Below are 23,764 nucleotides of genomic sequence, written 5' to 3'. Positions count from 1 at the left end.
GGTAACCATGAACACCTACCAGGGTGGCTGCCTGTGCGGCCGCATTCGCTTCGTCGCCACAGGCGAGCCACGTTTTCCCCACACCTGCTCGTGCTCTCAGTGCCAGCGCCACAGTGGCAGCCTGACGCTGTGCTGGGTCGAGTTCGACAAGGCAGCCGTGAGCTGGGTCGGGGAGGGCGGGATGCCAAGCCTGTACCGATCTTCCGAAGATTCCTGCCGCGCATTCTGCCCATCCTGCGGCAGCTCGCTGGGGGCCATCGACAATGCACCTACCGTCGGATTGCTGCTTGGTTGTTTCGACAGCCTCGACGCGCTTGCCTTGCGTCCTTCTTCGCATTCCTTTGCCGATGGCCGCCCTAGCTGGTGGCAGATGGAGTGTTGATTGGTCGGTCAGGGCTGGATATGTCGCCGTCGATTTGCCAACGTCCCGTGCTCGCATCCGCTGATGCTTCAAGCCGTGATGCACTCGCCCAAGATGGGCACGTCAAACCACAACGATGATTGAAAGGGAATTTGGACAATGGATAAACATGTGTTGATGCAGCAAGTGGAAACCAACATCGAGTACCAGCTGAAAAAGCTGAACCTGCTCTGGGATGCCAAGGAACAAGCACAGTCCCAGGTGTTGGACGAGACCCTGAAGAAGGGGCAGGCCACTGCGTACAGTGAAACGGTGAACCAGGCGCTGACGGACACGGTGCTGAACTCGATGGCCTCGCTGCTGGACTACTACTGCATCCATTGCTTCCTGCGGATGGGCGGCGATTCGAGCGACGTCACCAGAACTCAGTATCGGCCGATCAACAATCACCTGTTGCGCCTCAAGAGTCAGTTCAAGCGGGACAAGCGAGAAGCGGTGAAGTTGGCGGATATCGACGCTCGATTTGATGCAAGGTACAAGGCGTTATCGGGCTTGAAGCCTGATGAGATCGATCTCCATAACTACTGGCATTGTTATTTTGCTGATGCCGTCTCCAGCTTGCTGTCCGACGTCGGCCTTGTCGACAAATCCGCATTTGAATTTTCCTACGACAAAGAGGAGAAGGCGTTCGAGATCGAAAAGGTGCTGTGCAAATACCACTGCCTGATGGAGCGATTCTATTGCAATGCCCATTTTTACGGTGGCGTGAAATATGGCATCTACATCGACTTGAACAACTGCCTCAAGCACAACATTGTCCCGTACACCAAGCCGCAACTGGAGTTCTTTGCCGCTGACGAGGGCACGGAGGGGCGAGCGTATTTCTATTTCGAGTTGGCCAACCATGACAGCGTTTTCCTGAAACCCGGCTTGCTCAAGGATATCGTCGATGCCAAGTACGACGACGTTCGCGCCAGCCTGGCGGAGAAGGCCGAGGGGCAGAACAATACTGCGTGCGCACTCGAGCGCGATTGGGAGATGCCCAACATCATCAGGGTCGATCTGGGCAATGGCTACTGCAATGAGAAGGAGGAAAAACTCTTCTTCATGGTGGACGGCGTGTTGATGGCCAAAACCCGAGAGAAGACTTATGTCGATGCCGCCATCAGTTTCAAAAACACGCTGACGGCGTTGATCAGGGACGTTAAAAACGGCATGCAGATGGACACCCGTCCGTTCGACTGACTTGTTCCGTGGCGGGTCACGGTATGGGGGCCCGGTTTTCCGGGCCCTTGCTTGCGTCGAACGAAGCACTTTGCCAGTGATGAATGTGATCCCGTCAGACACATCCAGACTTGCCAGGTCATTCTCAACAACACGTTCATTTCCAACCTCGGCGCATTCTTCTACCGTCTTCCCTCCCTCAATGACAAAGGAGAACGCGCATGCCAGAGCTTGCGTTGTACAAGGTGAAACTGCTGGACGAATTCGAGGCACGTGACGATGAATGGAATTTCGCCCAGTTCGAGCGCCGGCTGACCCAGGTCAAGCCCGCCGCCAACTACCAGGACGCCAAGGGCATCATCATTGCCGCTCACCTGGCGAACAACTGGCCGGACACCGTGAAGCGCTACCTGCTGAGCAACTACAAGGTGCACGGCAATGTCAGCAGTGAACTCACGGAAACCTTCATGCAGGTGCTGGCCAGCCTGACCCCACAGGAATTGCGAGACTGGAAGCTGTCGCCGGAACAACTCCCGGCCTGACTGCGCGGGCGCGGTCCTCGCGCCCGACCGTCTTACAGGTACTTGAGCCAGGCGATATCGCGGCGGCGCGCCTTCAGCCGAGCGAACCAATGCACAGGCAGGTACAGCGCGACGACCAGTGACGCGGCGACCAGCCAGACCCCACCAATACCGTCGAAGCCGAAATAGCTGCCTTGGTTGAGGCCGAACAGCGTGGCGCCCGCCAGGTACAACAGCTTCAGCACGTAGAGATGCAGCAGGTAGAAGAACATCGGCGCGGCGCCGAACACCGCCAGCAGGCGGATCCAGCGCGCGTCGCCGGCACGTTCGAAGCCGCGCAGCAACAGCAGGCCCCAGCCCAGGGTGAGCGCCAGGAACAGCAGTGACGGCGGATACTTGGTGATGTTGAAAAAGCTCATCAAGCTCCGGCTGACGGTCGGGTAACTGCTCCAAGGGGCCTCGCCATAGCCGTTGAGCAGGCGCAGGACGACGAAACCGAGCAGCAGTGCCGCACCGCCCAGCAGCAATCGCCGCTGGCGCTGACCGGCGTTGCTGCGGCGGCCGAACCAGGGGCCGAGCCCATAGCCGAGGACGATCACGCCGATCCAGGGCAGTACCGGGTAGGACGTGCGCAGGCGCAGGGTATCGGATACTTCCAGCCAGCCACGGTCATGCAGGATCGCCCAGGGCACATGCAGCGCTGACGCCTGTCCGAAGTGCAGACCGTCGAGCAGGTTGTGCCCGGCGACGATCAGCGCGCCCACGGCGAGTAGCACCGAGCGCGGCAGCCAGACCAGAAGCGACAGAGCGATCATGCTCAGGCCGATGGCCCAGATCACCTGCAGGTAGATCACGCTCGGTGGCAATTGGAAGGTCCAGGCGAAGTTGACCAGGGTGAATTCCAGGACCACCAGGACCAGGCCGCGCTTGAACAGAAATGCCGAAACGTCGCCACGGCCCTGGTGCTTTTCGCCGTAGAGCCAGGCGGACAGGCCGGTGAGCAGCACGAACACCGGCGCGCACAGGTGCGCCAGGGTGCGGCTGGCGAACAGGCTCGGTTCGGTGGCGTCGATGGTCATCGGGTCGCTGACCTGGCGGTGCAGGAAGAAGGTTTCGCGGACGTGGTCCAGGAGCATGAACAGGATCACCAGACCGCGCAGGGCGTCGATGCTTTGCAGGCGTTGGCTTGAAAGAATGGGGGAGGCGGTGGTCATCGAGAGAGGTCGCGACAGGAATGGATACGGAGTGAAACGTTATCCTATAACGATTGATTCGCACCTGGATAGCTCGATGATCCCCACTGGCCGATTCGACTGCGCTGTCGCTTTCCACTGGGCTTGCCGGCGAAAGGGGCGATTGGCGCCCCGATCGATTTCGCATCAGAGATCCAGCACCAGCCGCGCCGAGCGCGCCCGCGAGACGCACAGCATCATGGTCTGCTGCGAAGCTTTCTCCTCGTCGCTCAGGTACTGGTCGAAATGCTCCGCCTCACCCTCGAGGATCGCCGTCTCGCAGGTGCCGCACACACCTTCGCGGCACAGGCACTCGACCTTGGCAGCCTTGGACTTCTCGATGGCCTGCAGAATGGTCATGCCTTCCTCGACCTCGAGCTCGGTACCGGAGCGCGCCAATACCACGGTGAAGGCGGAACCGGCGGCCGGCGCGGCGGCGGCGAACTGCTCCCAGTGCACCCGCGATTCATCGATGCCCATTGCTGCGGCCGTGGCGATCACCGCGTCGATCAGTGGCTTGGGGCCGCACACGTACAGATGGGCGTCGACGGCCAGGCCTGCGAACAGGGCGGCGAGATCAAGCTTGCGATCCAGGCTGTCGATATAGAAACAGGTGCTGTCGGCGTGAGGCCCGTTTTCCAGGTCGGCCTGGAAAGCACCGTGCTCAGGGGCGCGGAAGGCGTAATGCAGCTCGTACGGCGTGGCGCCGTCTTCGAGTTCGTGCAACTGGGCGAGGAACGGCGTGATGCCGATGCCACCGGCGATCAGCACATGGCGCCCGGCACGCGGGTCGAGCGCGAACAGGTTGTTGGGCGTGGAGATGGTCAGCTCGCTGCCTACTTCGACCTGTTTGTGCATGTACGCCGAGCCGCCTTTGGACTGCTCCTCCAGGCGCACGCCGATCTGGTAGCTGTGCAACTGGCGCGGGTCGCTCATCAGCGAGTAGGCGTTGCTGAACTGGCTGCCGCAGGCTGACTGCATCTGCACGATCACATGGCTGCCACCGGTGAAGGCGGGCAGGGCGGCGCCGTCGACGCGGGCCAGGGTGAAGCGTTTGATCTGCGGCGTGGCCTGTTCCACACCGGTCACCCGCACCTTGAACATTTCGTATTGCTTGGCCATGGCTTACCTCGACAACGAAGCCCCGCGCCGGCCCGGCGCAGGGCGAACAACGAACGGGAGCGGTCAGTCGTCCAGGTGGGCGACGGCGATCAGGTTGTGGAAGTGGGCGATGCCGTGCTCGCTCACGCCACTGCGCTGGGCGTCGACCATGATCCGTCCCTGGCCACGGTAGCCGCGGGACTTCAGGCCCTTCTGCACGCTCTCGACCAGACGCAGGTCCTCGGGGCGGAACACTTCGCGGTACCAGTCGATCAGCTTCTGCTGTTCCTCGGTGATGTCCTTGTTGAGGAAGTAGATGTCGTAGTGCTGCAGGGTGGTTTCGGCATCGACCGGGAACTCGTAGATCACGGTCATGAAGTTGGCTCCCGGCGGCACGTTGAACATGGTGCACGGCCAGGCCCAGAAGCCGGCGAAGGACGGGTCCTTCACCGATTCGTCGAAGGTGAACGATTGCTCCGACGGCTTGGCCAGACCGTATTGCAGGGTCCAGTTGCCATGCAGGCTGTGGCTGTACTGGCCGACGTCCACCGAGTCGGAGAAGCCGGGGTGCGCCGGGGCGCAGTGGTAGCACTCGAGGTAGTTGTCGACGATCGATTTCCAGTTGGCCGGGGTGTCGCTGACGAAGCGCGCGGCCAGGTGCAGGTCGTCGATCACCGCGCAGGCCTCGCGCATGCGCTTCTGCATGCCGGGCAGCTGCTCCTCCACCGGGCCTGCGTCATTGTCCATGTTGATGAAGATGAAACCGGCGTACTCTTCGACGCGCAACTGGACCAGGGTGGAGTTGTCCTTGTCGAAGTTGGCGACGTTCTCGCAATTGCGCGCGTGCGCCAGCTCGCCGTCGAGCTTGAAGGTCCAGGCATGGTACGGGCAGGTGATCACGTTCTTGGCCTTGCCGCTGCCTTCGAGCAACTGGTGGCCACGGTGCGGGCAGACGTTGTAGAAGGCGCGCAGCACGTCGTCGCGGCCACGCACGACGATGATGCTTTCGCCGATCACCTGGCGGGTGATGTAGGCGTTCTTCTCGGCGACCTCGCTACGGTGGCCGACGCAGATCCAGCTGCGGGCGAAGATCGCTTCCTTCTCGTGCTCGAACACCGCGGCCTGGGTGTAGAACTTGGCCGGGAGGGTGAAGGCTTCCTCGGGGTTGGCGCAGAAGTCGGCGGGCAGGCGTTTGAAATCGTTCATGGCTTATCTCGGTTCTTATTGGTTAACGCGTATCTGTTGGTTAACAGCTTGGGCAAAAAAATTTGTCGCAGGTCTGCAGGCGTGGGAGCGGGCTTGCCCCGCGATAGCGATGGCAGGCCCTGGGCCACTCCCACGTCATGTCACGTCAGTGCACCGCCGCCGCGCTGCGTGGCGCGTGCGCTTGCGGCTCCTCACCCGCCAGGCGCGTGGCCTCTTCCTCGATGCGGTACGCCGGTACTTGGCCGTAGTCGGCCGCCAGCCACTTGAAGAAGCCGTAGATCTTCACCAGCAGGATCACCATGAACGGGATCGCGGTCAGCACCACGGCAGTCTTCATGGTCGACAGCGAGGCCTTGGCGAAGAGCATGGCCAGCGGCACCAGGGTCAGCACCACGCACCAGAACAGGCGCAGGGTCGGGCTCGGGTCCTCGCCTTCGCGCAGGTTGCGGGTGCTGGTGGCGGCCACGGCGTAGGCGGCGGCATCCATGTGCGAGGCGCAGAACACCGCCATGATGAACAGGTAGGCCGCCAGGAACAGCGTGCCCCACGGCAGGGCCAGCAGCAGGTCGGTCACCGCCGCTTCGCCGCCCAGCGTGCCGAGCAGCTTGGGCACGTCGATCTGGCCATTGATGAACTGGTGCATGCTGTAGCTTTCCAGCGCGCCGAAGAAGAACCAGCAACCGAAGCTGCCGCCCAGCAGCAGGGCGAACACCACTTCCTTGATCAGTCGGCCACGGGATACGCGGGCGACGAACATCGCCACGCCCGGGGCGTAGGAGACCCACCACAGCCAGTAGAACACCGTCCAGTTGCGGGTGAAGGCGCCGTCGCCGGCCGGGTCGGTGAACAGGCTCATCTGCACGTAGTGCTGCAGCATCAGGCCGATGGAGTTGGCGGTGTTGTTCAGGGTGAATTGGGTCGGGCCGACCAGCAGGACGATGGCAGCGAACACCAGCGCACCGATGCAGACCATCTTCGACAGGCGCTGCAGGCCGCCGTCGATGCCGATGTACGAGCTCAGCGAGAACAGCAGCGCCACCGCGCCGATCACCAGCAACTGCACGGTGAAGGTGTTGGGGGTGCCGGCCAGGTCGGACAGGCCACGGGTCAGGGTCGAGGCGGTCAGGGCCAGCGACACGGTCAGCGCGCCCATCATGGTCAGCAGGAAGATCAGGTCGACGGCGCGACCCACTGGACCGGTGGCCTTGAAACCGGTCACCGCTTCGATGATCGAGGCCAGGTTCAGTCCGCTCTTCTTGCGCACATGGAAGTGATAGGCCATGGCCAGCGAGGCCAGGGCGTAGATCGACCAGGCGCTGATGCCCCAGTGGAAGAACGAGTAGCTGACGCTGTACTCCAGCGCCTTGGCCGACATCGGCTCGATGTTCAGGCCCGGGGTTTGATAGTAGTAGGCCCATTCCATCACGCCCCAGTACAGGGTCGAGGACCCCATGCCGGCGCAGATGAACATGAACACCCAGGTGGCGGTGGAGTATTCCGGCTTGCCGGCACCCAGGCGGATGTTGCCGTACTTGCTGAAAGCCAGGTAAAGCACGGCCAGCGAGCTGCCGAAGACCAGCACCTGGACGCTGGTGCCGAAGGTGCGGGTGGACAGTTCGAACAGCTGGTTGGCCAGGGTTTGCGCCTGGGCGGGAAAGGCAGCGAGGCCGATCACGGTGAGCAGCACGGCGAACAGGCTCACGGCGATCAGGAACACATCGATCTTTTTGTTATCGGGGGACATCAATTGTCTCCTGGTGCATTTTTTTTGTAGTAGGCGTCAGGCGTTGGGCGTATCGGGTTGGTTGTTCCTTTTTGTTAACTATTGGATAACACGAATCTTTTGGTTTACAGATTCTGCATTGAATCGGCTTGGGTAGCAATAGAATCGTCGGACAATCTGGATGACTGGTGTTGCCCTCTTCGCGGCTAACTCCGCTCCCACAGGGTTTTGCATCAATCCTGTGGGAGCGGGTTCACCCGCGAAGCAGGCGCCGCCGAATCAGGCCCCAAGCAGCTCGGCGATGGCCTTGCCCACTTCCTGGGTCGAGCGGCTGCCGCCCATGTCGCGGGTGGTGTCGCCATTGGCGATCACCGTCTCGATGGCCTTGAGGATGTCGTCGTGGGCCGCCTGGTAGCGGACGTCGTTGCCGGCCTGGCCGAGGAACTCGAGCATCAGCGCGCCGGACCAGATCATCGCGATCGGGTTGGCGATGTTCTTGCCGTAGATGTCCGGCGCCGAGCCGTGCACCGGTTCGAACAGCGACGGGAACTTGCGCTCGGGGTTGAGGTTGGCCGATGGCGCGATGCCGATGGTGCCGGCGCAGGCCGGGCCCAGGTCCGACAGGATGTCGCCGAACAGGTTGGAGGCCACCACCACGTCGAAGCGCTCCGGTTGCAGCACGAAGCGTGCGCAGAGGATGTCGATGTGCTGCTTGTCCCAGCTGATCTCGGGATAGTGGGCGGCCATGGCGGCGGTACGCTCGTCCCAGTAGGGCATGCTCACGGCCATGCCGTTGGACTTGGTCGCCGAGGTGAGGTGCTTGCGCTCGCGGGTCTGGGCCACGTCGAAGGCGTACTTGAGGATGCGGTCCACGCCACGGCGGGTGAACACCGACTCCTGCAGCACGAACTCGTTGTCGGTGCCTTCGAACATGCGTCCGCCCAGGGACGAGTACTCGCCTTCGGTGTTTTCGCGGATCACCACGAAGTCGATGTCGCCAGGCTGCTTGTTCGCCAGAGGGCAGGGCACGCCGGGGAACAGGCGCACCGGGCGGATGTTCACGTACTGGTCGAAGTCGCGGCGGAACTTGAGCAGCGAGCCCCACAGCGAAATGTGGTCCGGGACCTTGTCCGGCCAGCCGACGGCGCCGAAGTACAGGGCATCGAAGCCTTTGAGCTGGTCGAACCAGTCATCGGGCATCATCTTGCCGTGGGCCAGGTAGTAGTCGCAGCTGGCCCATTCGAAGAACTGGAACTCCAGATCCAGGCCATGTTTGCGCGCGGCGGCCTCGACCACGCGCAGGCCTTCGGGGAGGACTTCGTTGCCGATGCCGTCACCGGGGATGGCGGCGATTCTGAAGGTCTTGGTCATGGTACGCATCTCGTGTCCGGGAAAGATACGAGTCATGCTATAAGGCTGTGCTTCGGAGATAATCCGGCAATTCATCAATTCTTGGTGCACGAAGCGTGAATAATCTGCCAAACTTGGATGACCTCGATATCTTCCTGCAGGTGGCCCGCCGCGCCAGCTTCGCCGCGGTCGCCGACGAGCGCGGCATGTCGGCGGCGTTCGTCAGCAAGCGCATCCGCTTGCTGGAGGACAGCCTCGGCGTGCGTCTGCTGCACCGCACCACCCGACGCGTCACGGTGAGCGAGGAGGGCGAACGGGTGTACCAGTGGGCACAGCAGATCTTCGAGACCCTGCAGCGCATGGACGATGACCTCAACGCCGGCCAGCGCGAGCCTGCCGGCCAGCTGCGTATCGCCAGCAGCCTGGGCCTTGGCCGGCGTTTCGTCGCGCCGGCCCTGTCGGAGCTGGCGGCGCGCTACCCGCGCCTGGACATCCGCCTGGACGTGCACGATCGCCTGGTGGACCTGATTGCCGAAGGGGTGGACCTGGATATCCGCGTTGGCAACGTCATCGCCCCGCACCTGATCGCCAAGCCGCTGGCGCGCAACCGCCGGGTGCTGTGCGCGGCGCCCTCTTACCTGGCCGAACACGGCACGCCACGGGCGCTGGCGGACCTGGCCAGCCATGACTGCCTGGTGATCAAGGAGCGCGACCATCCGTTCGGGCTATGGCATCTCGAAGGACCGCAAGGCGAGGAAAGTGTGCGGGTGACCGGGCCTCTGTCGAGCAATCATGGCGAGGTGGCGCATCAATGGTGCCTGGATGGCCGGGGGGTTCTGCTGCGTTCGTGGTGGGACGTGCACGACAGCATCGCCGATGGGCGGCTGGTGCAGGTGTTGCCGGACTACCAGCAGGCGGCGGACATCTGGGCGGTGTATACCGCGCCGCTGGCGGGCTCGGCCAAGGTGCGGGTGGCGGTGGAGTTCTTCCGGCAGTATTTCGCCGAGCGGTATCGGTTGCCTGACTGAGCGCTGGGGCTGTTTTCACGGCCCTTTCGCCGGCAAGCCGGCTCCCACGGGTACAGCGCTGCAGTCAGTGTGGGAGCTGGCTTGCCAGCGATGGGCCGCAAAGCGGCCCGAGGGTCTCAGTGGCCGAACGCTTTCAGGTTGCCCTTGCGGCTGGCCTCATAGGCTTCACGCTCCATCGGCCGGGCCTGCGGGTTGCCCAGGTCCTCCATGGCCAGTCGATGAGTCTCCGGCGCAAGGTACGCGGCGAACGCGCACACACAGGTGACCAGGAACGCCAGCCCACCGACCACCAGCCAGATATGCTCCGACCCCGGTGGCGCCACGGCGGCGAACAGCGCCGGGAGCATGGCGGTGAGCATGGTGCCGATGTTCTGCGCGATAGCCATGGCCGATACGCGGTAGCGGGTCTGGAACAGCTCCGGGTAGAAGCTTGGGAACACCGCGTTGTAGCCCTGGTAGACCATGCCCCACATGACGATCGACGCGGCGAAGGCCAGTGGCACGTTCTGGATGCTGATCGCGTACAGGTAGACGAACGCCAGCAGGCCCGAGCCCAGACAGCCGGCGATCATGGTCGGGCGGCGACCGATCCTGTCCGAGAGGTTGCCGACGAAGGGAATCACCAGCACCGCGACGATGTTGCCCACCACCGGGATCCACAGGTACACGCTCTTGTCGAAGCCGATGCCGTAGGCCGGCTGCACCGCGTAGGCCGCGCCGAAGATGGTGGCGACCACCGGGATCACGTTCATCAGCGCCATGAACATCACCAGCACCATGTGTTTCCAGCTGTGGCGGAAGGCTTCGCTGATCGGCGACTTGGCGACCTTGTCCTGTTTTTCTTCCTGGACGAAGGCCGGGGTCTCGTGCACCTCCTTGCGGATGATGAAGCCGGCGATCAGCACCACGGCGCTCATCAGGAACGGAATGCGCCAGCCCCACTCGTTGAAGGCTTCGCTGGGCATGAAGTAGGCCAGTGGCAGGAACACCGCCGCGGCCATCACCTGGCCGGCCTGCACGCCTTGCAGCGTGAAGCTGGCGTAGTAGCCGCGACGGCCGAACGGCGCATGCTCCATGATCATCGAGCTGGCCCCGGAGATCTCGCCAGCCACGGCGAAGCCCTGGACCAGGCGCAGCACCACCAGCAGCGCCGGCGCCAGCAGGCCGATGTCGTGGTAGGTGGGCAGCAGGCCCACGGCCATGGTCGACAGGCCCATCAGGAACATGCACAGCAGCAGCACGTTCTTGCGTCCGCGGGTGTCGCCCCAGTGACCGAGCACGAAGGCGCCGACCGGGCGTGCCAGGTAGCCCACGCCGTAGGTGGCCAGCGAGGCGATGATGGCCATCTTCGGGTCGGCTGACGGGAAGAAGATCTGCGGGAAGATCAACGCCGCGGCCTGGGCGTAGATGAAGAAGTCGTAGTACTCGAGGGCAGAGCCGATCCATCCGCTGGCGGTGGCTTTCTTGGCTTGTGAGCTTGAGCGGGCCATGTTGTCTCCGTTGTTCTTGTCAGGGGCCGGATGGTCAGCGTGCGCAGGGCACGCGAAGGCTGTGTGGAGAAGACGAACGAGGCGGTGCGGATCGCAGGGCGAGCAAGGTGTGCATAGGTCGGTACCCGTTTTCTTGAACTTATTATGTGGTGACGTTGGGTATTGCAGCGCAGGGCCCGCCGAACGACCGGCGTGGCAGCGAGAAGGGCCGGCGGGCCTGCGACTGGCGTTCATGGTTGTTCACGGGGGTGGGTGAATCAATTCGCTGAAATCGGTATTGTGCGGTAATCGAACGAAAACTAACTGTTCCGTACAAAGTGCGTTGCCCGGGCGACTTTACCTGCGAATAATCGATCGTGCCAGACAGATGCTGTCGGGCCGGCCCCACAACAACAAGGAACTTCGCCATGCAGCGCTCGATTGCCACCGTGTCTCTCAGCGGCACTCTGCCGGAAAAACTCGAAGCCATCGCCGCCGCGGGTTTCGATGGCGTGGAGATCTTCGAGAACGACCTGCTTTACCACGCCGGCAGTCCCCGCGAGATTCGCCAGATGTGCGCGGACCTGGGTATCGCCATCACCCTGTTCCAGCCGTTCCGCGATTTCGAGGGCTGTCGCCGCGACCGGCTGCACAAGAACCTCGACCGTGCCGAACGCAAGTTCGACCTGATGCAGGAACTGGGCACCGACCTGGTGCTGGCGTGCAGCAACGTGCAGCCTGATGCCCTCGGCGACGAACAACTGTTGCTGGACGATTTGCGCCTGCTCGCCGAACACGCCGGTGACCGGGGCCTGCGCATCGGCTACGAGGCCCTGGCCTGGGGTCGTCACGTCAACACCTGGCAGCAGGTCTGGAACCTGGTGCGCCAGGCCGACCACCCGGCGCTGGGGGTGATCCTCGACAGCTTCCATACCCTGTCGCTCAACGGCGACCCCAGCGCCATCCGCGACATCCCTGGCGAGAAGATCTTCTTCGTGCAGATGGCCGATGCGCCGATCCTGGCCATGGACGTGCTGGAGTGGAGCCGGCATTTCCGCTGCTTCCCAGGGCAAGGCGAAATGGACCTGGCGGGTTTTCTGGCGCCGATTCTCGCCACCGGCTATCGCGGGCCGCTGTCGCTGGAGGTCTTCAACGATGGCTTCCGTGCCGCACCGCCCAGGCAGAACGCCGCCGATGGGTTGCGCTCGCTGCTGTACCTGGAGGAAAAGACCCGGCGCCAGCTCGAGCGTGAGGCGCGGGCCGTCGAGCCGGGCGTGCTGTTCGCGCCGCCGGTCGCCAGCGCCTACGAGGGGGTGGAGTTTCTCGAGTTCGCCGTCGACGAGGCGGTTGGCGCCCGCCTTGGCGGGTGGCTCAAGCGCCTGGGCTTCGCCGAGGCCGGCGAGCATCGCAGCAAGGCGGTGCGCCTGCTGCGCCAGGGCGATATCAACATCGTGCTCAATGCCGAGCCATACTCCTTCGCCCACCATTTCTTCGAGGCCCACGGTCCGTCGCTGTGCGCCACGGCGTTGCGGGTGAACGATGGCCAGGCCGCCCTGCAACGGGCCACCGCCTACCGTGGCCAGCCGTTCCGTGGACTGGTCGGTCCCAACGAGCGCGAGATCCCGGCGGTGCGCGCGCCGGACGGCAGCCTGCTGTACCTGGTGGAGCCCGACGGCAGCGGCCAGAGCATCTACCACACCGATTTCTGCCTGGACCCCGCGGTCCGCGTCAGCGGTGGCCTGAAGCGTATCGACCACATGGCCCTGGCGCTGCCGGCCGAGACCCTGGACAGCTGGGTGCTGTTCTACAAGAGCGTGTTCGACTTCACCGCCGATGACGAGGTGGTGCTGCCCGACCCCTATGGCCTGGTCAAGAGCCGTGCCTTGCGCAGCCCCTGCGGGACCCTGCGGCTGCCGCTGAATATCTCGGAAAATCGCAACACCGCCATCGCCCATGCCCTGGACAGCTATCGCGGCTCTGGCGTGCACCATGTCGCCTTCGCCTGCGACGACATCTTCCGCGAAGTGGCAAGGGCCAAGGAGGCCGGGGTGCCGTTGCTGGAGATCCCGCTGAACTACTACGACGACCTGGCGGCGCGCTTCGAGTTCGATGACGAGTTCCTGAGCGAACTGGCGTACTACAACGTGCTGTACGACCGCGATGCCCAGGGCGGCGAGCTGTTCCATGTGTATACCGAGCCGTTCGAAGGGCGGTTTTTCTTCGAGATCCTGCAGCGCCAGGGTGGTTATTCCGGGTATGGCGCGGCCAACGTGGCGGTACGGTTGGCGGCGATGGCCAAGGCGCGCAGCGGGGCGGGCCGCAAGGTGGTGTTGTAGTGAAAGTGGGGATTGCCTGCTCTGGCCCTTTCGCGGTATTACCCGCGAAAGGGTCCTGAGACCTGATCGCTCGATCAACCGCGTGCTTCCCTGCACCGCCCGGCTCACGGATAATCGCTCGGATTCCTACAACGAGCCTGTGAGTCGGTATGAGTGATTCGGTAGCCAAGCCTGAAGTCGAAGGGCTGCGCAAGTCGCGCAAGAACAACCCGGAAAAGACCCGCGAGAACATCCTCCAGGCCGCCATCACCGAGTTCGTCCAGCAGGGGCTGGCCGGCGCCCGGGTCGACGCCATCGCCGAACGCACCGCCACCTCCAAGCGCATGATCTACTACTACTTCGGCAGCAAGGAGCAGCTGTACGTCGAGTGCCTGGTCAAGCTCTACGGCGATATCCGCAAGACCGAGCACAGCCTGGACCTCGAGTCCCTGACGCCCGAGCAGGCAATCCAGCGCCTGGTGGAGTTCACCTTCGACCACCACGACCACAACGTCGACTTCGTGCGCATCGTCTGCACCGAAAACATCCATTACGGCGAGTACGTCAAGCAGTCGCCGGCGATCCGCGAGATGAGCAGCCTGGTGCTCGAGGCACTGGGCAAGATCCTTGCCCGTGGCGTGGCGCAGGGCGTGTTCCGCCCCGGTATCGAAGTGATCGATCTGCACATGCTGATGAGCTCGTTCTGCTTCTACCGCGTCTCCAACCGCCACACCTTCGGCGACATCTTCCAGATCGACCTGGCCGACGAGCAGATCAAGCAGCGTCACAAGGCGATGATCTGCGAGGCGGTGATGCGCTACATCAAGGCCTGACGCCGTTCAACCGGCGAACACCACCTCGGCGCGCAGCTCCCTGGCCATCGCCTCGGTCAACGCCAGGGCCGCCGGGCCAGCGACGAAGCGTTCCAGAGCGTAGCGCAGTTGGAAGGTGTCGGCGGCCGAGACCTGTTCGGCAGGGACCAGGCGAAGCCGCCTGGCAATGGCTGGCCGGCGACTGGGGCCTAGCGCAGCGATGCCCGGCCCCACACTGCGCGATGAGCCGCAGTCTCGCTAGAGACTGGCGAAATGCGCCTGCATGCGCTCGGCATCGGCCGGGCGTCCGCTGAACAGCTCGAATGCCTTCACCGCCTGGAACACCGCCATGGTGCCGCCATCGAGCGTACGGCAGCCTAGCGCACGGGCCTTTCGCAGCAGTTCGGTTTCCAGCGGGAAATAGATGATTTCCGCCACCCACAAGCGGGCATGCAGCAGCTCGGCCGGCAACGGCAGGCCTGGCAGCTTGGCCATGCCCACCGGGGTGGTGTTGACCAAGCCGTCGGCCTCGGCCACTGCGCCAGCGAGGTCGCCGCCAAGCATGGCGCGGCCGGCGCCGAAACGCTGCGTGAGGTTGTGCACCAGGGCCTGGCCGCGCGCCGGGTCCACCTCGAACAGCAGCAGGCGCTCGACCCCCTCGGCGAGCAGCGCATGGGCCACCGCCGAACCGGCGCCGCCCGCGCCCAGTTGCACCACCAGGCGCTGGGGGACACCCGGCAGACCCCGGCGCAGGCCTTCGGCAAAGCCCAGGCAGTCGGTGTTGTGGCCGATCCGCCGCCCATCGCGCAGCACCACGGTATTCACCGCACCGATGCCACGGGCCTCGTCCGACAGTTCGTCGAGCAACGGCAGGATCGCCTGCTTGAACGGGAAGGTGATGTTGAGCCCGGTGAAGCCGGTGCGCTCGGCCGCCTCGAGCAACTGGGGCAGGGCGTCGTCGTCCAGGCCCAGCCGATCGGCGTCGATCAGCCGGTACAGGTAGCGCAGCGCCTGGGCGTCGCCTTCGCGCTCGTGCAGCGCGGGCGTGCGTGAGGCCTGGATGCCACGGCCGATCAGGCCGGCAAGGATGCTCTGGGTGCTCATGGCGCCTGCTCCTTGAGCCGCTGGCTGAAGTGCCGCAGAGCCATGGCATAGCCCTGGCTGCCCAGGCCGCAGATCACGCCGACAGCGATGCTCGAGACGAACGACAAGTGGCGAAACGGTTCGCGCTTGTGCACGTTGGACAGGTGTACCTCGATCACGGGCAGTTCGGCGGCCACCAGCGCGTCGCGGATGGCCACCGAGGTATGGGTCCAGGCGGCGGGGTTGATCAGGATGCCGTGGCAGCGCCCACGGGCGGCATGAATCCAGTCGAGCAGCTCGCCTTCGTGGTTGGTCTGGCGGAACTCCAGCTCCAGCCCCAGTTCGCGGGCGCTGCTGGCGCACAGGTTGGCGAGGTCGGCAAGGGTTTCGTGGCCGTACTGGGTGGGTTCGCGGCTTCCCAACAGGTTGAGGTTGGGGCCGTTGAGCACGAGGATTCGGGGTGTCATGGCGGGGCGTCGCTTTGTTGTTTTTGGATGTCCTGATATTTGTACTACCTGGTTAGTTTCGTCAAATGACGGTTGCCGGAAAACGGGCGATTATCGGACGGCCATTCCCCAGTACCCCTGGGGGACAGCTTGATTACAAAATTGTAATTTTCACGCCACCGCCCCGATAACCATCGCTCCCTACAGTCCCTCGCCAACGCATTCCGCCGCTTGTCGACGAGGACCCAAGCCGTGCCCATCCCCCGCAAGATCGCCTTGCTCTGCCTGCTGCTGGCCGGCCCTGCCGGCGCCCAGGGCCTGAGCCTGGACCAGGCGCTCGCCGCCGCCTTTGCCCAGAACCCGGAGTTCGCCGCCGTCGGCCGTGAAATCGGCATCGCCGAAGGCGAGCGCCGTCAGGCCGGGTTGATCCCCAACCCGGAGCTGTCCTGGGAAGTCGAGGACACCCGTCGCGACACCAGCACCACCACCGTCACCCTCAGCCAGGCCCTGGAGCTGGGTGGCAAGCGCGGCGCGCGCATCGAGGTGGCCGAGGCCGGCCAGGCCGTGGCACGGCTGGAACTGGAGCGCCAGCGCAACGGCCTGCGCGCCGATGTGATCCAGGCCTTCCACGCCGCGTTGCGGGCGCAGACCGCGCTGGAGCTGGCGCAGCAGTCGCAGGCCTTGACCGAGCGTGGCCTGCGCGTGGTGGACGGGCGGGTCAGGGCTGGTCAGTCCTCCCCCGTGGAGGCCACCCGCGCCCAGGTCCAGCTGGCCCAGGCCCAGGCGGCGGTGCGCCGTGCCAGGACCGAGCGCAGTGTCGCCTGGCAGGCGCTGGCGCGTTTGACCGGCAGCGCCGAGACCGGCTTTGACCGCCTAGATGCCGCGACCCTCTCGCCTGGCCCGGCCCCGCGCGCCGAGCAGTTGCTGGCCAAGGTCGAGCAGACTGCCGAATGGCGCCTGGCCGCGGCGCAGATCGAGCGCGGCGACGCCAGCCTGGGTTCGGAAAAGGCCCAGCGCATCCCCAACCTGACGGTGAGCCTGGGCAGCCAGTACAGCCGCGAGGAGCGCGAGCGGGTCAACGTTGTGGGGCTGTCGATGCCGCTGCCGCTGTTCGACCGCAATCAGGGCAACGTGCTGGCCGCCGCGCGCCGTGCCGACCAGGCCCGCGACCTGCGCAACGCCGTGGAACTGCGCCTGCGCAGCGACACCCGCAGCGCCCTCGACCAATGGGCCACGGCCATGGGCGAGGTGCAGGCCTACGACCGCACCATCCTGCCGTCGGCGCAGCAGGCGGTGGACACCGCCACCCGCGGTTTCGAGATGGGCAAGTTCGCCTTCCTCGATGTGCTCGACGCGCAGCGCACGCTGATCGAGGCGCGCGGCCTGTACCTCGAGGCACTGGCCCAGGCGACCGATGCCCGGGCGCAGGTGGAGCGAATCTACGGGGAGCTCTAAAAGGGGCTGCTGCGCAGCCCATCGCGACACAAGGCCGCTCCCACAGGGAACGCGCAGAACTGACGATCAATACAAAGCCTTGTGGGAGCGGCCTTGTGTCGCGATGGGGCGCACAGCGGCCCCGACGAGGTAACGCCCAAGCCTGGAATCAGGAGCAACAATGACCAACCCACGCAAACTTGCCATCCTCGCCGCCGCCCTGGCCGTTCTCGGTCTAGGTGGCGCGGTATGGACCGGCACCCTCGGCAAGGCTGGCAGCGACCAGGCCCAGCACGACGACCATGGCGAAGAAGGCCATGGTCATGAAGAAGCACAAGCTGAAGAACATGGCGACGAAGAGGGCCAGCTGCACCTTTCCGCCGAGCAGATCCAGGCCGCCGGCGTCGAGCTGGTCACCGCCGGCCCGCGCACCCTGGGCACCGCCATCAATTTCCCTGGCGAGATCCGTTTCGACGAAGACCGCACTGCCCACGTGGTGCCGCGTGTCCCCGGCGTGGTCGAGTCGGTGCACGCCGACCTTGGCCAGGCGGTCAAGCGCGGCCAGGTGCTGGCGGTGATCGCCAGCCAGCAGATTTCCGAGCTGCGCAGCGAGCAGCAGGCTGCCCAGCGCCGTCTGGAACTGGCCCGACTGACGTTCACCCGGGAAAAGCAGTTGTGGCAGGAGCGCATCAGCGCCGAGCAGGATTACCTGCAGGCGCGCCAGGCATTGCAGGAGGCCGAGATCGCCGCGGCCAACGCCGGGCAGAAGGTCGCCGCCGTGGCGCCGGCCGGCAAGGGCAACCGGTACGAGTTGCGCGCGCCGTTCGACGCGGTGGTGGTGGAAAAGCACCTGACCGTGGGCGAGGTGGTGGACGAGACCAGCAATGCCTTCACCCTGTCCGACCTGAGCCGGGTCTGGGCCACCTTCGCCGTCGCCCCGCGCGACCTGGACAAGGTGGTCAGCGGCCGTGACGTCAGCGTCAGCGCGCCGGACCTCGGCGCGCAGGTGGAGGGCAAGGTCAACTACGTCGGCAGCCTGCTCGGCGAGCAGAACCGCGCCGCCACTGTGCGCGCCACCCTGGCCAACCCCAACGGCGCCTGGCGCCCGGGGCTGTTCGTCAATATCGCGGTCAACGTCGAGCGCTTCGCTGCCGCGGTGGTGGTGCCGGAAGCCGCGCTGCAGACCTGGGAGGAGCAGAGCGTGGTGTTCGCCCGCACCGAGGAAGGCTTCGAGGCCCGTCCGGTCAAGCCCGGGCGCCGCGACAACGGCCAGGTGGAGATCCGTGAAGGCCTGGCCGCCGGCACCGTCGTTGCCGCCGCCGGCAGCTTCGTCCTCAAGTCCGAGCTGGGCAAAGGCTCGGCTGAACACAGCCACTGACCGGGGACGTCCTACATGTTCGAACGCCTGATCCAGTTCGCCATCGAGCAGCGCCTGGTGGTGATGCTCGCCGTGGTGCTGATGGCCGCCGTGGGCATCCACAGCTACCAGAAGCTGCCCATCGATGCCGTGCCCGACATCACCAACGTCCAGGTGCAGATCAACACTGCCGCGCCTGGCTACTCGCCGCTGGAAACCGAGCAGCGCATCACCTTCGCCATCGAGACCGCCATGGCCGGCCTGCCGGGCCTCAAGCAGACCCGTTCGCTGTCGCGCTCGGGGCTGTCGCAGGTGACGGTGATCTTCGATGACGGCACCGATATCTTCTTCGCCCGCCAACTGGTCAACGAGCGCCTGCAGGTGGCCCGCGAGCAGCTGCCCGAAGGCATCGAGGCGACCATGGGGCCGATCTCCACGGGCCTGGGCGAGATCTTCCTGTGGACGGTCGAGGCCAAGGAGGGCGCAGTGAAGGACGATGGCACGCCCTACACGGCCACCGACCTGCGGGTGATCCAGGACTGGATCATCAAGCCGCAGTTGCGCAACGTGCCCGGGGTGGCCGAGGTCAACAGCATCGGCGGTCACGCCAAGCAATACCTGATCGCGCCAGATCCCAAGCGCCTCGCCGCCTACAAGCTGACCCTCAATGACCTGATCGCCGCCCTGGAGCGCAACAACGCCAACGTCGGCGCCGGCTACATCGAGCGCAACGGCGAACAGCTGCTGATCCGCGCTCCGGGCCAGGTCGCCTCGGCCGATGACATCGCCAATATCGTCATCTCCAGCGTCGATGGCACGCCGATCCGCGTCAGCCATCTGGCCCAGGTCGGCCTGGGCCAGGAGCTGCGCTCGGGCGCGGCCACCGAGAACGGTCGGGAAGTGGTGCTGGGCACGGTGTTCATGCTGATCGGCGAGAACAGCCGCACGGTATCGCAGGCCGTGGCCGCCAAACTCGAGGAGATCAACCGCAGCCTGCCCAAGGGCGTGGTGGCGATCACCGTGTACGACCGCACCAACTTGGTCGAGAAAGCCATCGCCACGGTGAAGAAGAACCTCATCGAAGGCGCGATCCTGGTCATCGCCGTGCTGTTCCTGTTCCTGGGCAACATCCGCGCGGCGTTGATCACCGCCATGGTCATCCCGTTGTCGATGCTGTTCACCTTCACCGGCATGTTCAGCAACAAGGTCAGCGCTAACCTGATGAGCCTGGGGGCGCTGGACTTCGGCATCATCGTCGACGGCGCGGTAGTGATCGTCGAGAACGCCATTCGCCGCCTGGCCCATGCCCAGCAGCGCCACGGGCGCATGCTGACCCGCGCCGAGCGCTTCCACGAGGTGTTCGCCGCCGCGCGCGAGGCGCGCCGGCCGCTGATCTACGGGCAGTTGATCATCATGGTGGTGTACCTGCCGATCTTTGCCCTGACCGGGGTCGAGGGCAAGATGTTCCACCCCATGGCCTTCACCGTGGTGATGGCGCTGCTGGGGGCGATGATCCTGTCGGTGACCTTCGTCCCGGCCGCCATCGCGCTGTTCGTCAGCGGCAAGGTGAAAGAGGAAGAGGGCATGGTCATGCGCGCCGCTCGGCGCCGCTACGCCCCGGTGCTGGACTGGGTGCTGGGCCGACGCAACCTGGCCTTTGCCGGCGCCGCCACCGTGGTGCTGCTGTCGGGCGTGCTGGCCGCGCGCATGGGCAGCGAGTTCATCCCGAGCCTCAGCGAAGGCGACTTCGCCCTGCAGGCGCTGCGCGTGCCGGGCACCAGCCTGTCGCAGTCGGTGGACATGCAGCAGCGCCTGGAGAAGACCATCATCGAACGGGTACCGGAAGTCGAGCGCGTGTTCGCCCGTACCGGCACCGCGGAGATTGCCTCCGACCCGATGCCGCCGAACATTTCCGACGCCTATGTGATGCTCAAGCCGCGCGAGCAGTGGAAGGATCCAAGCAAGCCGCGTGAGGAACTGATCGCCGAAGTGCAGCGCGCCGCGGCCAGCGTGCCGGGCAGCAACTACGAGCTGTCGCAACCGATCCAGCTGCGCTTCAACGAACTGATCTCCGGGGTGCGCAGCGATGTCGCGGTGAAGGTGTTCGGCGACGACATGGACGTGCTCAACCGCACCGCCGCGCAGATCGCCGCGCGCCTGCAGCAGGTGCCGGGGGCCTCGGAGGTCAAGACCGAGCAGACCACCGGCCTGCCGGTGCTGACCATCGACATCGATCGCGACAAGGCCGCCCGCCATGGCCTGAACGTGGGTGACGTACAGGACGCCATCGCCATCGCCGTGGGCGGACGCACCGCCGGCACGCTGTACGAGGGCGACCGTCGCTTCGACATGGTGGTGCGCCTGCCGGAAACGCTGCGCACCGACGTCGACGGGCTTTCCAGCCTGCTGATCCCGGTGCCGGCCAGCGCCGCCAGCGGCACCGCGCAGATCGGCTTCATCCCGTTGTCGCAGGTGGCCACCCTGGACCTGCAACTGGGCCCCAATCAGATCAGCCGCGAGGACGGCAAGCGCGTGGTGGTGGTCAGCGCCAACGTGCGCGGGCGTGACCTGGGCTCGTTCGTGGAGGAGGCATCGCAGGCGCTGATCGACCAGGTACAGATCCCGCCGGGCTACTGGACCCGCTGGGGCGGCCAGTTCGAGCAGCTGCAGTCGGCGGCCGAACGCCTGCAGGTGGTGGTGCCGGTGTCGTTGCTGCTGGTCATGGCCTTGCTGCTGATGATGTTCAACAACCTCAAGGACGGCCTGCTAGTGTTCACCGGGATCCCCTTCGCCCTGACCGGTGGCGTGCTGGCGTTGTGGCTACGGGACATCCCGCTGTCGATCTCGGCGGGGGTGGGCTTCATCGCGCTGTCCGGCGTGGCGGTGCTCAATGGCCTGGTGATGATCGCCTTCATCCGCAGCCTGCGCGAAGAGGGGCGTGGCCTGCGCGCGGCGGTCGAGGAGGGGGCCTTGACCCGCTTGCGGCCGGTGCTGATGACGGCGTTGGTGGCCTCGCTGGGCTTCATTCCGATGGCCCTGGCCACCGGGACCGGGGCCGAGGTGCAGCGTCCCCTGGCGACGGTGGTGATCGGCGGGATCCTGTCGTCGACGGCACTGACGTTGCTGGTGCTGCCGGCGCTGTACCAGTGGGCGCACCGACGCGACGAGGAGTGAGGCCACCGAGGGCGCCGGCAAGGCTGGCGCCCTCGGGGTTCAACGCCGGGGTTGCCCATACGCCTGGCTGATCCGGTCGATCACCATGGCCAGGGCGACGATCGCCAGTCCCGCCTCGACGCCCTGGCCGACATTCAAGGTCTGGATCCCGGCCAGTACATCCTCGCCCAGGCCCCGGGCGCCGATCATCGAAGCCACCACCACCATGGACAGTGCCATCATCACCGATTGGTTGAGCCCGGCCATGATGCTCGGCAACGCCAGCGGCAGGGCGATGCGCCGCAAGCGCTGCCAGCGGGTGGCGCCCAGGCCGTGGGCGGCCTGCAGCAGCGAGGGGTCGATCTGCGCCAGGCCCAGCTCGGTCAGGCGCACCAGCGGCGGCAGGGCATAGATCAGGGTGGCGAACACCGCCGGCACCTTGCCCAGGCCGAACAGCATCAGCACCGGGATCAGGTAGACGAACGCCGGCAGCGTCTGCATGACGTCGAGCACCGGCACCAGCAGGCGCCGGGCCAGAGGGCGGGTCGCCAGCAGGATGCCCAGCGGCACGCCGATCAGCACGCACAGCCCGGTGCTCACCAGCACCAGGGCAAGGGTCTGCAGCAGCTTGTCCCACAGCCCGAGCATGCCGATCAGCGCGAGCAGCAAGGGCAGCAGCAGCGCCCGCAGCAGGCTGCGGCTGGCGTGCCAGGCGAGCAGGCCGACCAGTGTCAGCAGCAGCCACCAGGGCAACAGGCGGAGCAGGTTTTCCAGGCCGACGAGCAACTGCAGCAACTGGTCGGAGACGCTGCGCAGATGATCGCCATAGTGCAGCACCAGCCAGTCGACCAGGCGGTTGACCCAAGCGGCGAAGGAGAATTGCAGGGCTTCGGGGAAGCCGCCACTCACAGGGCGGCCTCGACCTTGGCCGCGTTTTCGGCGGGCAGCCAGGCCTTCCACACGCTCGGGTTGTCGCGCAGGAAGGCGAGGGCGGCCTCGCGTGGCGGCAGGCGGGATTCGCTCATGCGGGCCAGCGCCTTGTTCAAGGTGTCGATGGGCAGGTCGACTTTTTCGAACACGGCGACCAGCTCGGGATGAGCGTCGCGAAATGCCTTCGACACGCCAATCGAGAGTTTGGCGGGGAGCGAGCGGCTGCCCTGCGGGTTGGCGTTCGTGGCGTCGGTGAGCGTGGCCCAGGCCGCTTCGCTGAACGGCGGCTCTTCAAGACGTACCAGGTCGTAACGGCCCATCAGCGGGGTGGGGCTCCAGTAGTAGAAGAGCACGGGCTGGCCACGGCGAATCGCCGAGCCGACCTCGGCGTCCAGGGCGGCGCCCGAGCCGCTGCGGAAGTTGTTGTACAGCCCGTCCAGTCCATAGGCCTTGAGCTTCTGGCTATTGACGGTCTCGGAGGTCCAGCCGCTGGGGCTGTTGAGGAAGCGGCCCTTGCCCGGGGCTTCGGGGTCCTTGAACACGTCGGGGTAGCGCTTGAGGTCGTCGACGCTGCGCAGGTCCGGGGCCAAGGGTTTCAGGTTGCGCGCCGGATCGCCCTTGATCACGTAGGCCGGCACCCACCAGCCTTCCTCGGCGTTCTTCACCGTGTCACCGAGGGCGAACACCTGGCCGGCCTGCTCGGCCTTGACCCAGGCGGGGCTGCGCCCGGCCCATTCTTCGGCGATCACCTGCAGGTCGTTGCGCGCCAGGGCCACTTCCATGCTCACGGTGCTGCCGGGGAGGGTGTCGGTGGCGTAGCCGAAGCCGTGCTCGACGATCAGCCGCAGGATTTCGGTGGTCAGGGCGCCGCTTTCCCAGCCGATGGCGCCGAAGTGGATGGGCGCCGGTTGCTCGGCCGCGGCGGCGGAGTCGGTACTGGCCAGGCCGAAGGTGAGCAGCAGGCTGGCGAGCAGGGTCGGGATTTTCTTCATCGGGGCCTCGTCGGTAGCCGTTCCATG

Annotated in this window: 19 protein-coding genes and 1 pseudogene; 9 read left to right on the top strand and 11 right to left on the bottom strand. The window is 65.3% G+C overall.

What is annotated here, in order from left to right:
- Nucleotides 1–7 precede the first annotated feature (7 nt).
- The 3 genes from N7422_RS03255 to N7422_RS03245 all read left to right on the top strand — a co-directional run bounded on the left by N7422_RS03255 (nt 8) and on the right by N7422_RS03245 (nt 2,127).
- Nucleotides 8–382 carry a GFA family protein gene (locus N7422_RS03255; RefSeq protein WP_279805165.1) on the top strand — a complete coding sequence of 125 codons (375 nt, stop codon included), beginning with the start codon at nt 8–10 and terminating at the stop codon, nt 380–382.
- Nucleotides 383–520: 138 nt separating this feature from the next.
- Complete coding sequence (locus tag N7422_RS03250) at nt 521–1,606, top strand: hypothetical protein (RefSeq protein ID WP_279805164.1); 1,086 nt, start codon at nt 521–523, stop codon at nt 1,604–1,606.
- A gap of 200 nt (nt 1,607–1,806) precedes the next feature.
- Nucleotides 1,807–2,127 carry a hypothetical protein gene (locus N7422_RS03245; RefSeq protein WP_279805163.1) on the top strand — a complete coding sequence of 107 codons (321 nt, stop codon included), beginning with the start codon at nt 1,807–1,809 and terminating at the stop codon, nt 2,125–2,127.
- A gap of 32 nt (nt 2,128–2,159) precedes the next feature.
- Here the strand turns inward: N7422_RS03245 and N7422_RS03240 are convergent, their stop codons facing one another.
- The 5 genes from N7422_RS03240 to N7422_RS03220 form a co-directional block, all read right to left on the bottom strand.
- Nucleotides 2,160–3,320, bottom strand: a complete 1,161-nt coding sequence (locus tag N7422_RS03240) for a heparan-alpha-glucosaminide N-acetyltransferase domain-containing protein (RefSeq protein WP_279805162.1) — start codon at nt 3,318–3,320, stop codon at nt 2,160–2,162.
- Nucleotides 3,321–3,485: 165 nt separating this feature from the next.
- The gene (locus N7422_RS03235; RefSeq protein ID WP_279805161.1) at nt 3,486–4,460 is read right to left on the bottom strand and encodes a PDR/VanB family oxidoreductase; all 975 of its coding nucleotides are present in this window, start codon (nt 4,458–4,460) and stop codon (nt 3,486–3,488) included.
- A 63-nt stretch (nt 4,461–4,523) separates the two neighbouring features.
- Nucleotides 4,524–5,645, bottom strand: a complete 1,122-nt coding sequence (locus tag N7422_RS03230; protein ID WP_279805160.1) for a ring-hydroxylating oxygenase subunit alpha — start codon at nt 5,643–5,645, stop codon at nt 4,524–4,526.
- Nucleotides 5,646–5,790: 145 nt separating this feature from the next.
- Entirely contained in the window at nt 5,791–7,389 is a 1,599-nt protein-coding gene (locus tag N7422_RS03225; protein ID WP_279805159.1) for a BCCT family transporter, read from the bottom strand.
- 258 nt (nt 7,390–7,647) lie between these two features.
- A complete protein-coding gene (locus N7422_RS03220; protein WP_279805158.1) occupies nt 7,648–8,739 on the bottom strand; it encodes a tartrate dehydrogenase in 1,092 nt (363 codons plus the stop codon).
- 95 nt (nt 8,740–8,834) lie between these two features.
- Here N7422_RS03220 and N7422_RS03215 point away from each other — a divergent pair, with 95 nt between their 5' ends.
- The gene (locus N7422_RS03215) at nt 8,835–9,746 is read left to right on the top strand and encodes a LysR substrate-binding domain-containing protein (RefSeq protein ID WP_279805157.1); all 912 of its coding nucleotides are present in this window, start codon (nt 8,835–8,837) and stop codon (nt 9,744–9,746) included.
- 116 nt (nt 9,747–9,862) lie between these two features.
- On the opposite strand, the gene N7422_RS03210 is transcribed toward N7422_RS03215, so the two are convergent.
- Entirely contained in the window at nt 9,863–11,236 is a 1,374-nt protein-coding gene (locus N7422_RS03210) for an MFS transporter (protein WP_279805156.1), read from the bottom strand.
- A 407-nt stretch (nt 11,237–11,643) separates the two neighbouring features.
- On the opposite strand from N7422_RS03210, the gene quiC reads away from it, so the two are divergent.
- On the top strand, nt 11,644–13,551 hold the full coding sequence (gene quiC, locus N7422_RS03205; protein WP_279805155.1) for a 3-dehydroshikimate dehydratase QuiC: 1,908 nt from the start codon (nt 11,644–11,646) through the stop codon (nt 13,549–13,551).
- Nucleotides 13,552–13,700: 149 nt separating this feature from the next.
- Nucleotides 13,701–14,363, top strand: coding sequence for a TetR/AcrR family transcriptional regulator (locus N7422_RS03200; protein ID WP_279805154.1), 663 nt, complete (start codon nt 13,701–13,703; stop codon nt 14,361–14,363).
- A 54-nt stretch (nt 14,364–14,417) separates the two neighbouring features.
- Here the strand turns inward: N7422_RS03200 and N7422_RS03195 are convergent.
- The 3 genes and pseudogenes from N7422_RS03195 to aroQ form a co-directional block, all read right to left on the bottom strand.
- A pseudogene (locus tag N7422_RS03195) lies at nt 14,418–14,507 on the bottom strand (GntR family transcriptional regulator); the annotation flags it as partial.
- 93 nt (nt 14,508–14,600) lie between these two features.
- Nucleotides 14,601–15,446 carry a shikimate dehydrogenase gene (locus tag N7422_RS03190; RefSeq protein ID WP_279805153.1) on the bottom strand — a complete coding sequence of 282 codons (846 nt, stop codon included), beginning with the start codon at nt 15,444–15,446 and terminating at the stop codon, nt 14,601–14,603.
- Entirely contained in the window at nt 15,443–15,892 is a 450-nt protein-coding gene (aroQ, locus tag N7422_RS03185; RefSeq protein ID WP_279805152.1) for a type II 3-dehydroquinate dehydratase, read from the bottom strand. The genes N7422_RS03190 and aroQ overlap by 4 nt, the downstream gene beginning before the upstream one ends.
- A gap of 231 nt (nt 15,893–16,123) precedes the next feature.
- Between aroQ and N7422_RS03180 the strand changes: the two genes are divergently transcribed.
- The 3 genes from N7422_RS03180 (at nt 16,124) to N7422_RS03170 (ending at nt 21,836) form a co-directional block, all read left to right on the top strand.
- Nucleotides 16,124–17,326 (top strand): TolC family protein, encoded by a 1,203-nt coding sequence (locus tag N7422_RS03180; RefSeq protein WP_279805151.1) that lies wholly within the window; start codon nt 16,124–16,126, stop codon nt 17,324–17,326.
- Between the two features lie 160 nt (nt 17,327–17,486).
- Nucleotides 17,487–18,683, top strand: a complete 1,197-nt coding sequence (locus N7422_RS03175; RefSeq protein WP_279805150.1) for an efflux RND transporter periplasmic adaptor subunit — start codon at nt 17,487–17,489, stop codon at nt 18,681–18,683.
- A 15-nt stretch (nt 18,684–18,698) separates the two neighbouring features.
- Complete coding sequence (locus N7422_RS03170) at nt 18,699–21,836, top strand: CusA/CzcA family heavy metal efflux RND transporter (RefSeq protein WP_279805149.1); 3,138 nt, start codon at nt 18,699–18,701, stop codon at nt 21,834–21,836.
- 39 nt (nt 21,837–21,875) lie between these two features.
- On the opposite strand, the gene N7422_RS03165 is transcribed toward N7422_RS03170, so the two are convergent.
- Together N7422_RS03165 and N7422_RS03160 are read right to left on the bottom strand one after the other, a co-directional pair.
- Entirely contained in the window at nt 21,876–22,724 is an 849-nt protein-coding gene (locus tag N7422_RS03165; protein ID WP_279805148.1) for an ABC transporter permease subunit, read from the bottom strand.
- On the bottom strand, nt 22,721–23,737 hold the full coding sequence (locus N7422_RS03160) for an ABC transporter substrate-binding protein (protein ID WP_279805147.1): 1,017 nt from the start codon (nt 23,735–23,737) through the stop codon (nt 22,721–22,723). Before N7422_RS03160 ends, N7422_RS03165 begins: the two co-directional genes overlap by 4 nt.
- Nucleotides 23,738–23,764 lie beyond the last annotated feature (27 nt).

The sequence above is a fragment of the Pseudomonas sp. GD04091 genome (assembly GCF_029836165.1).
Taxonomy (GTDB): Bacteria; Pseudomonadota; Gammaproteobacteria; order Pseudomonadales; family Pseudomonadaceae; genus Aquipseudomonas.
This window is presented reverse-complemented; position numbering and strand designations above follow the sequence as displayed.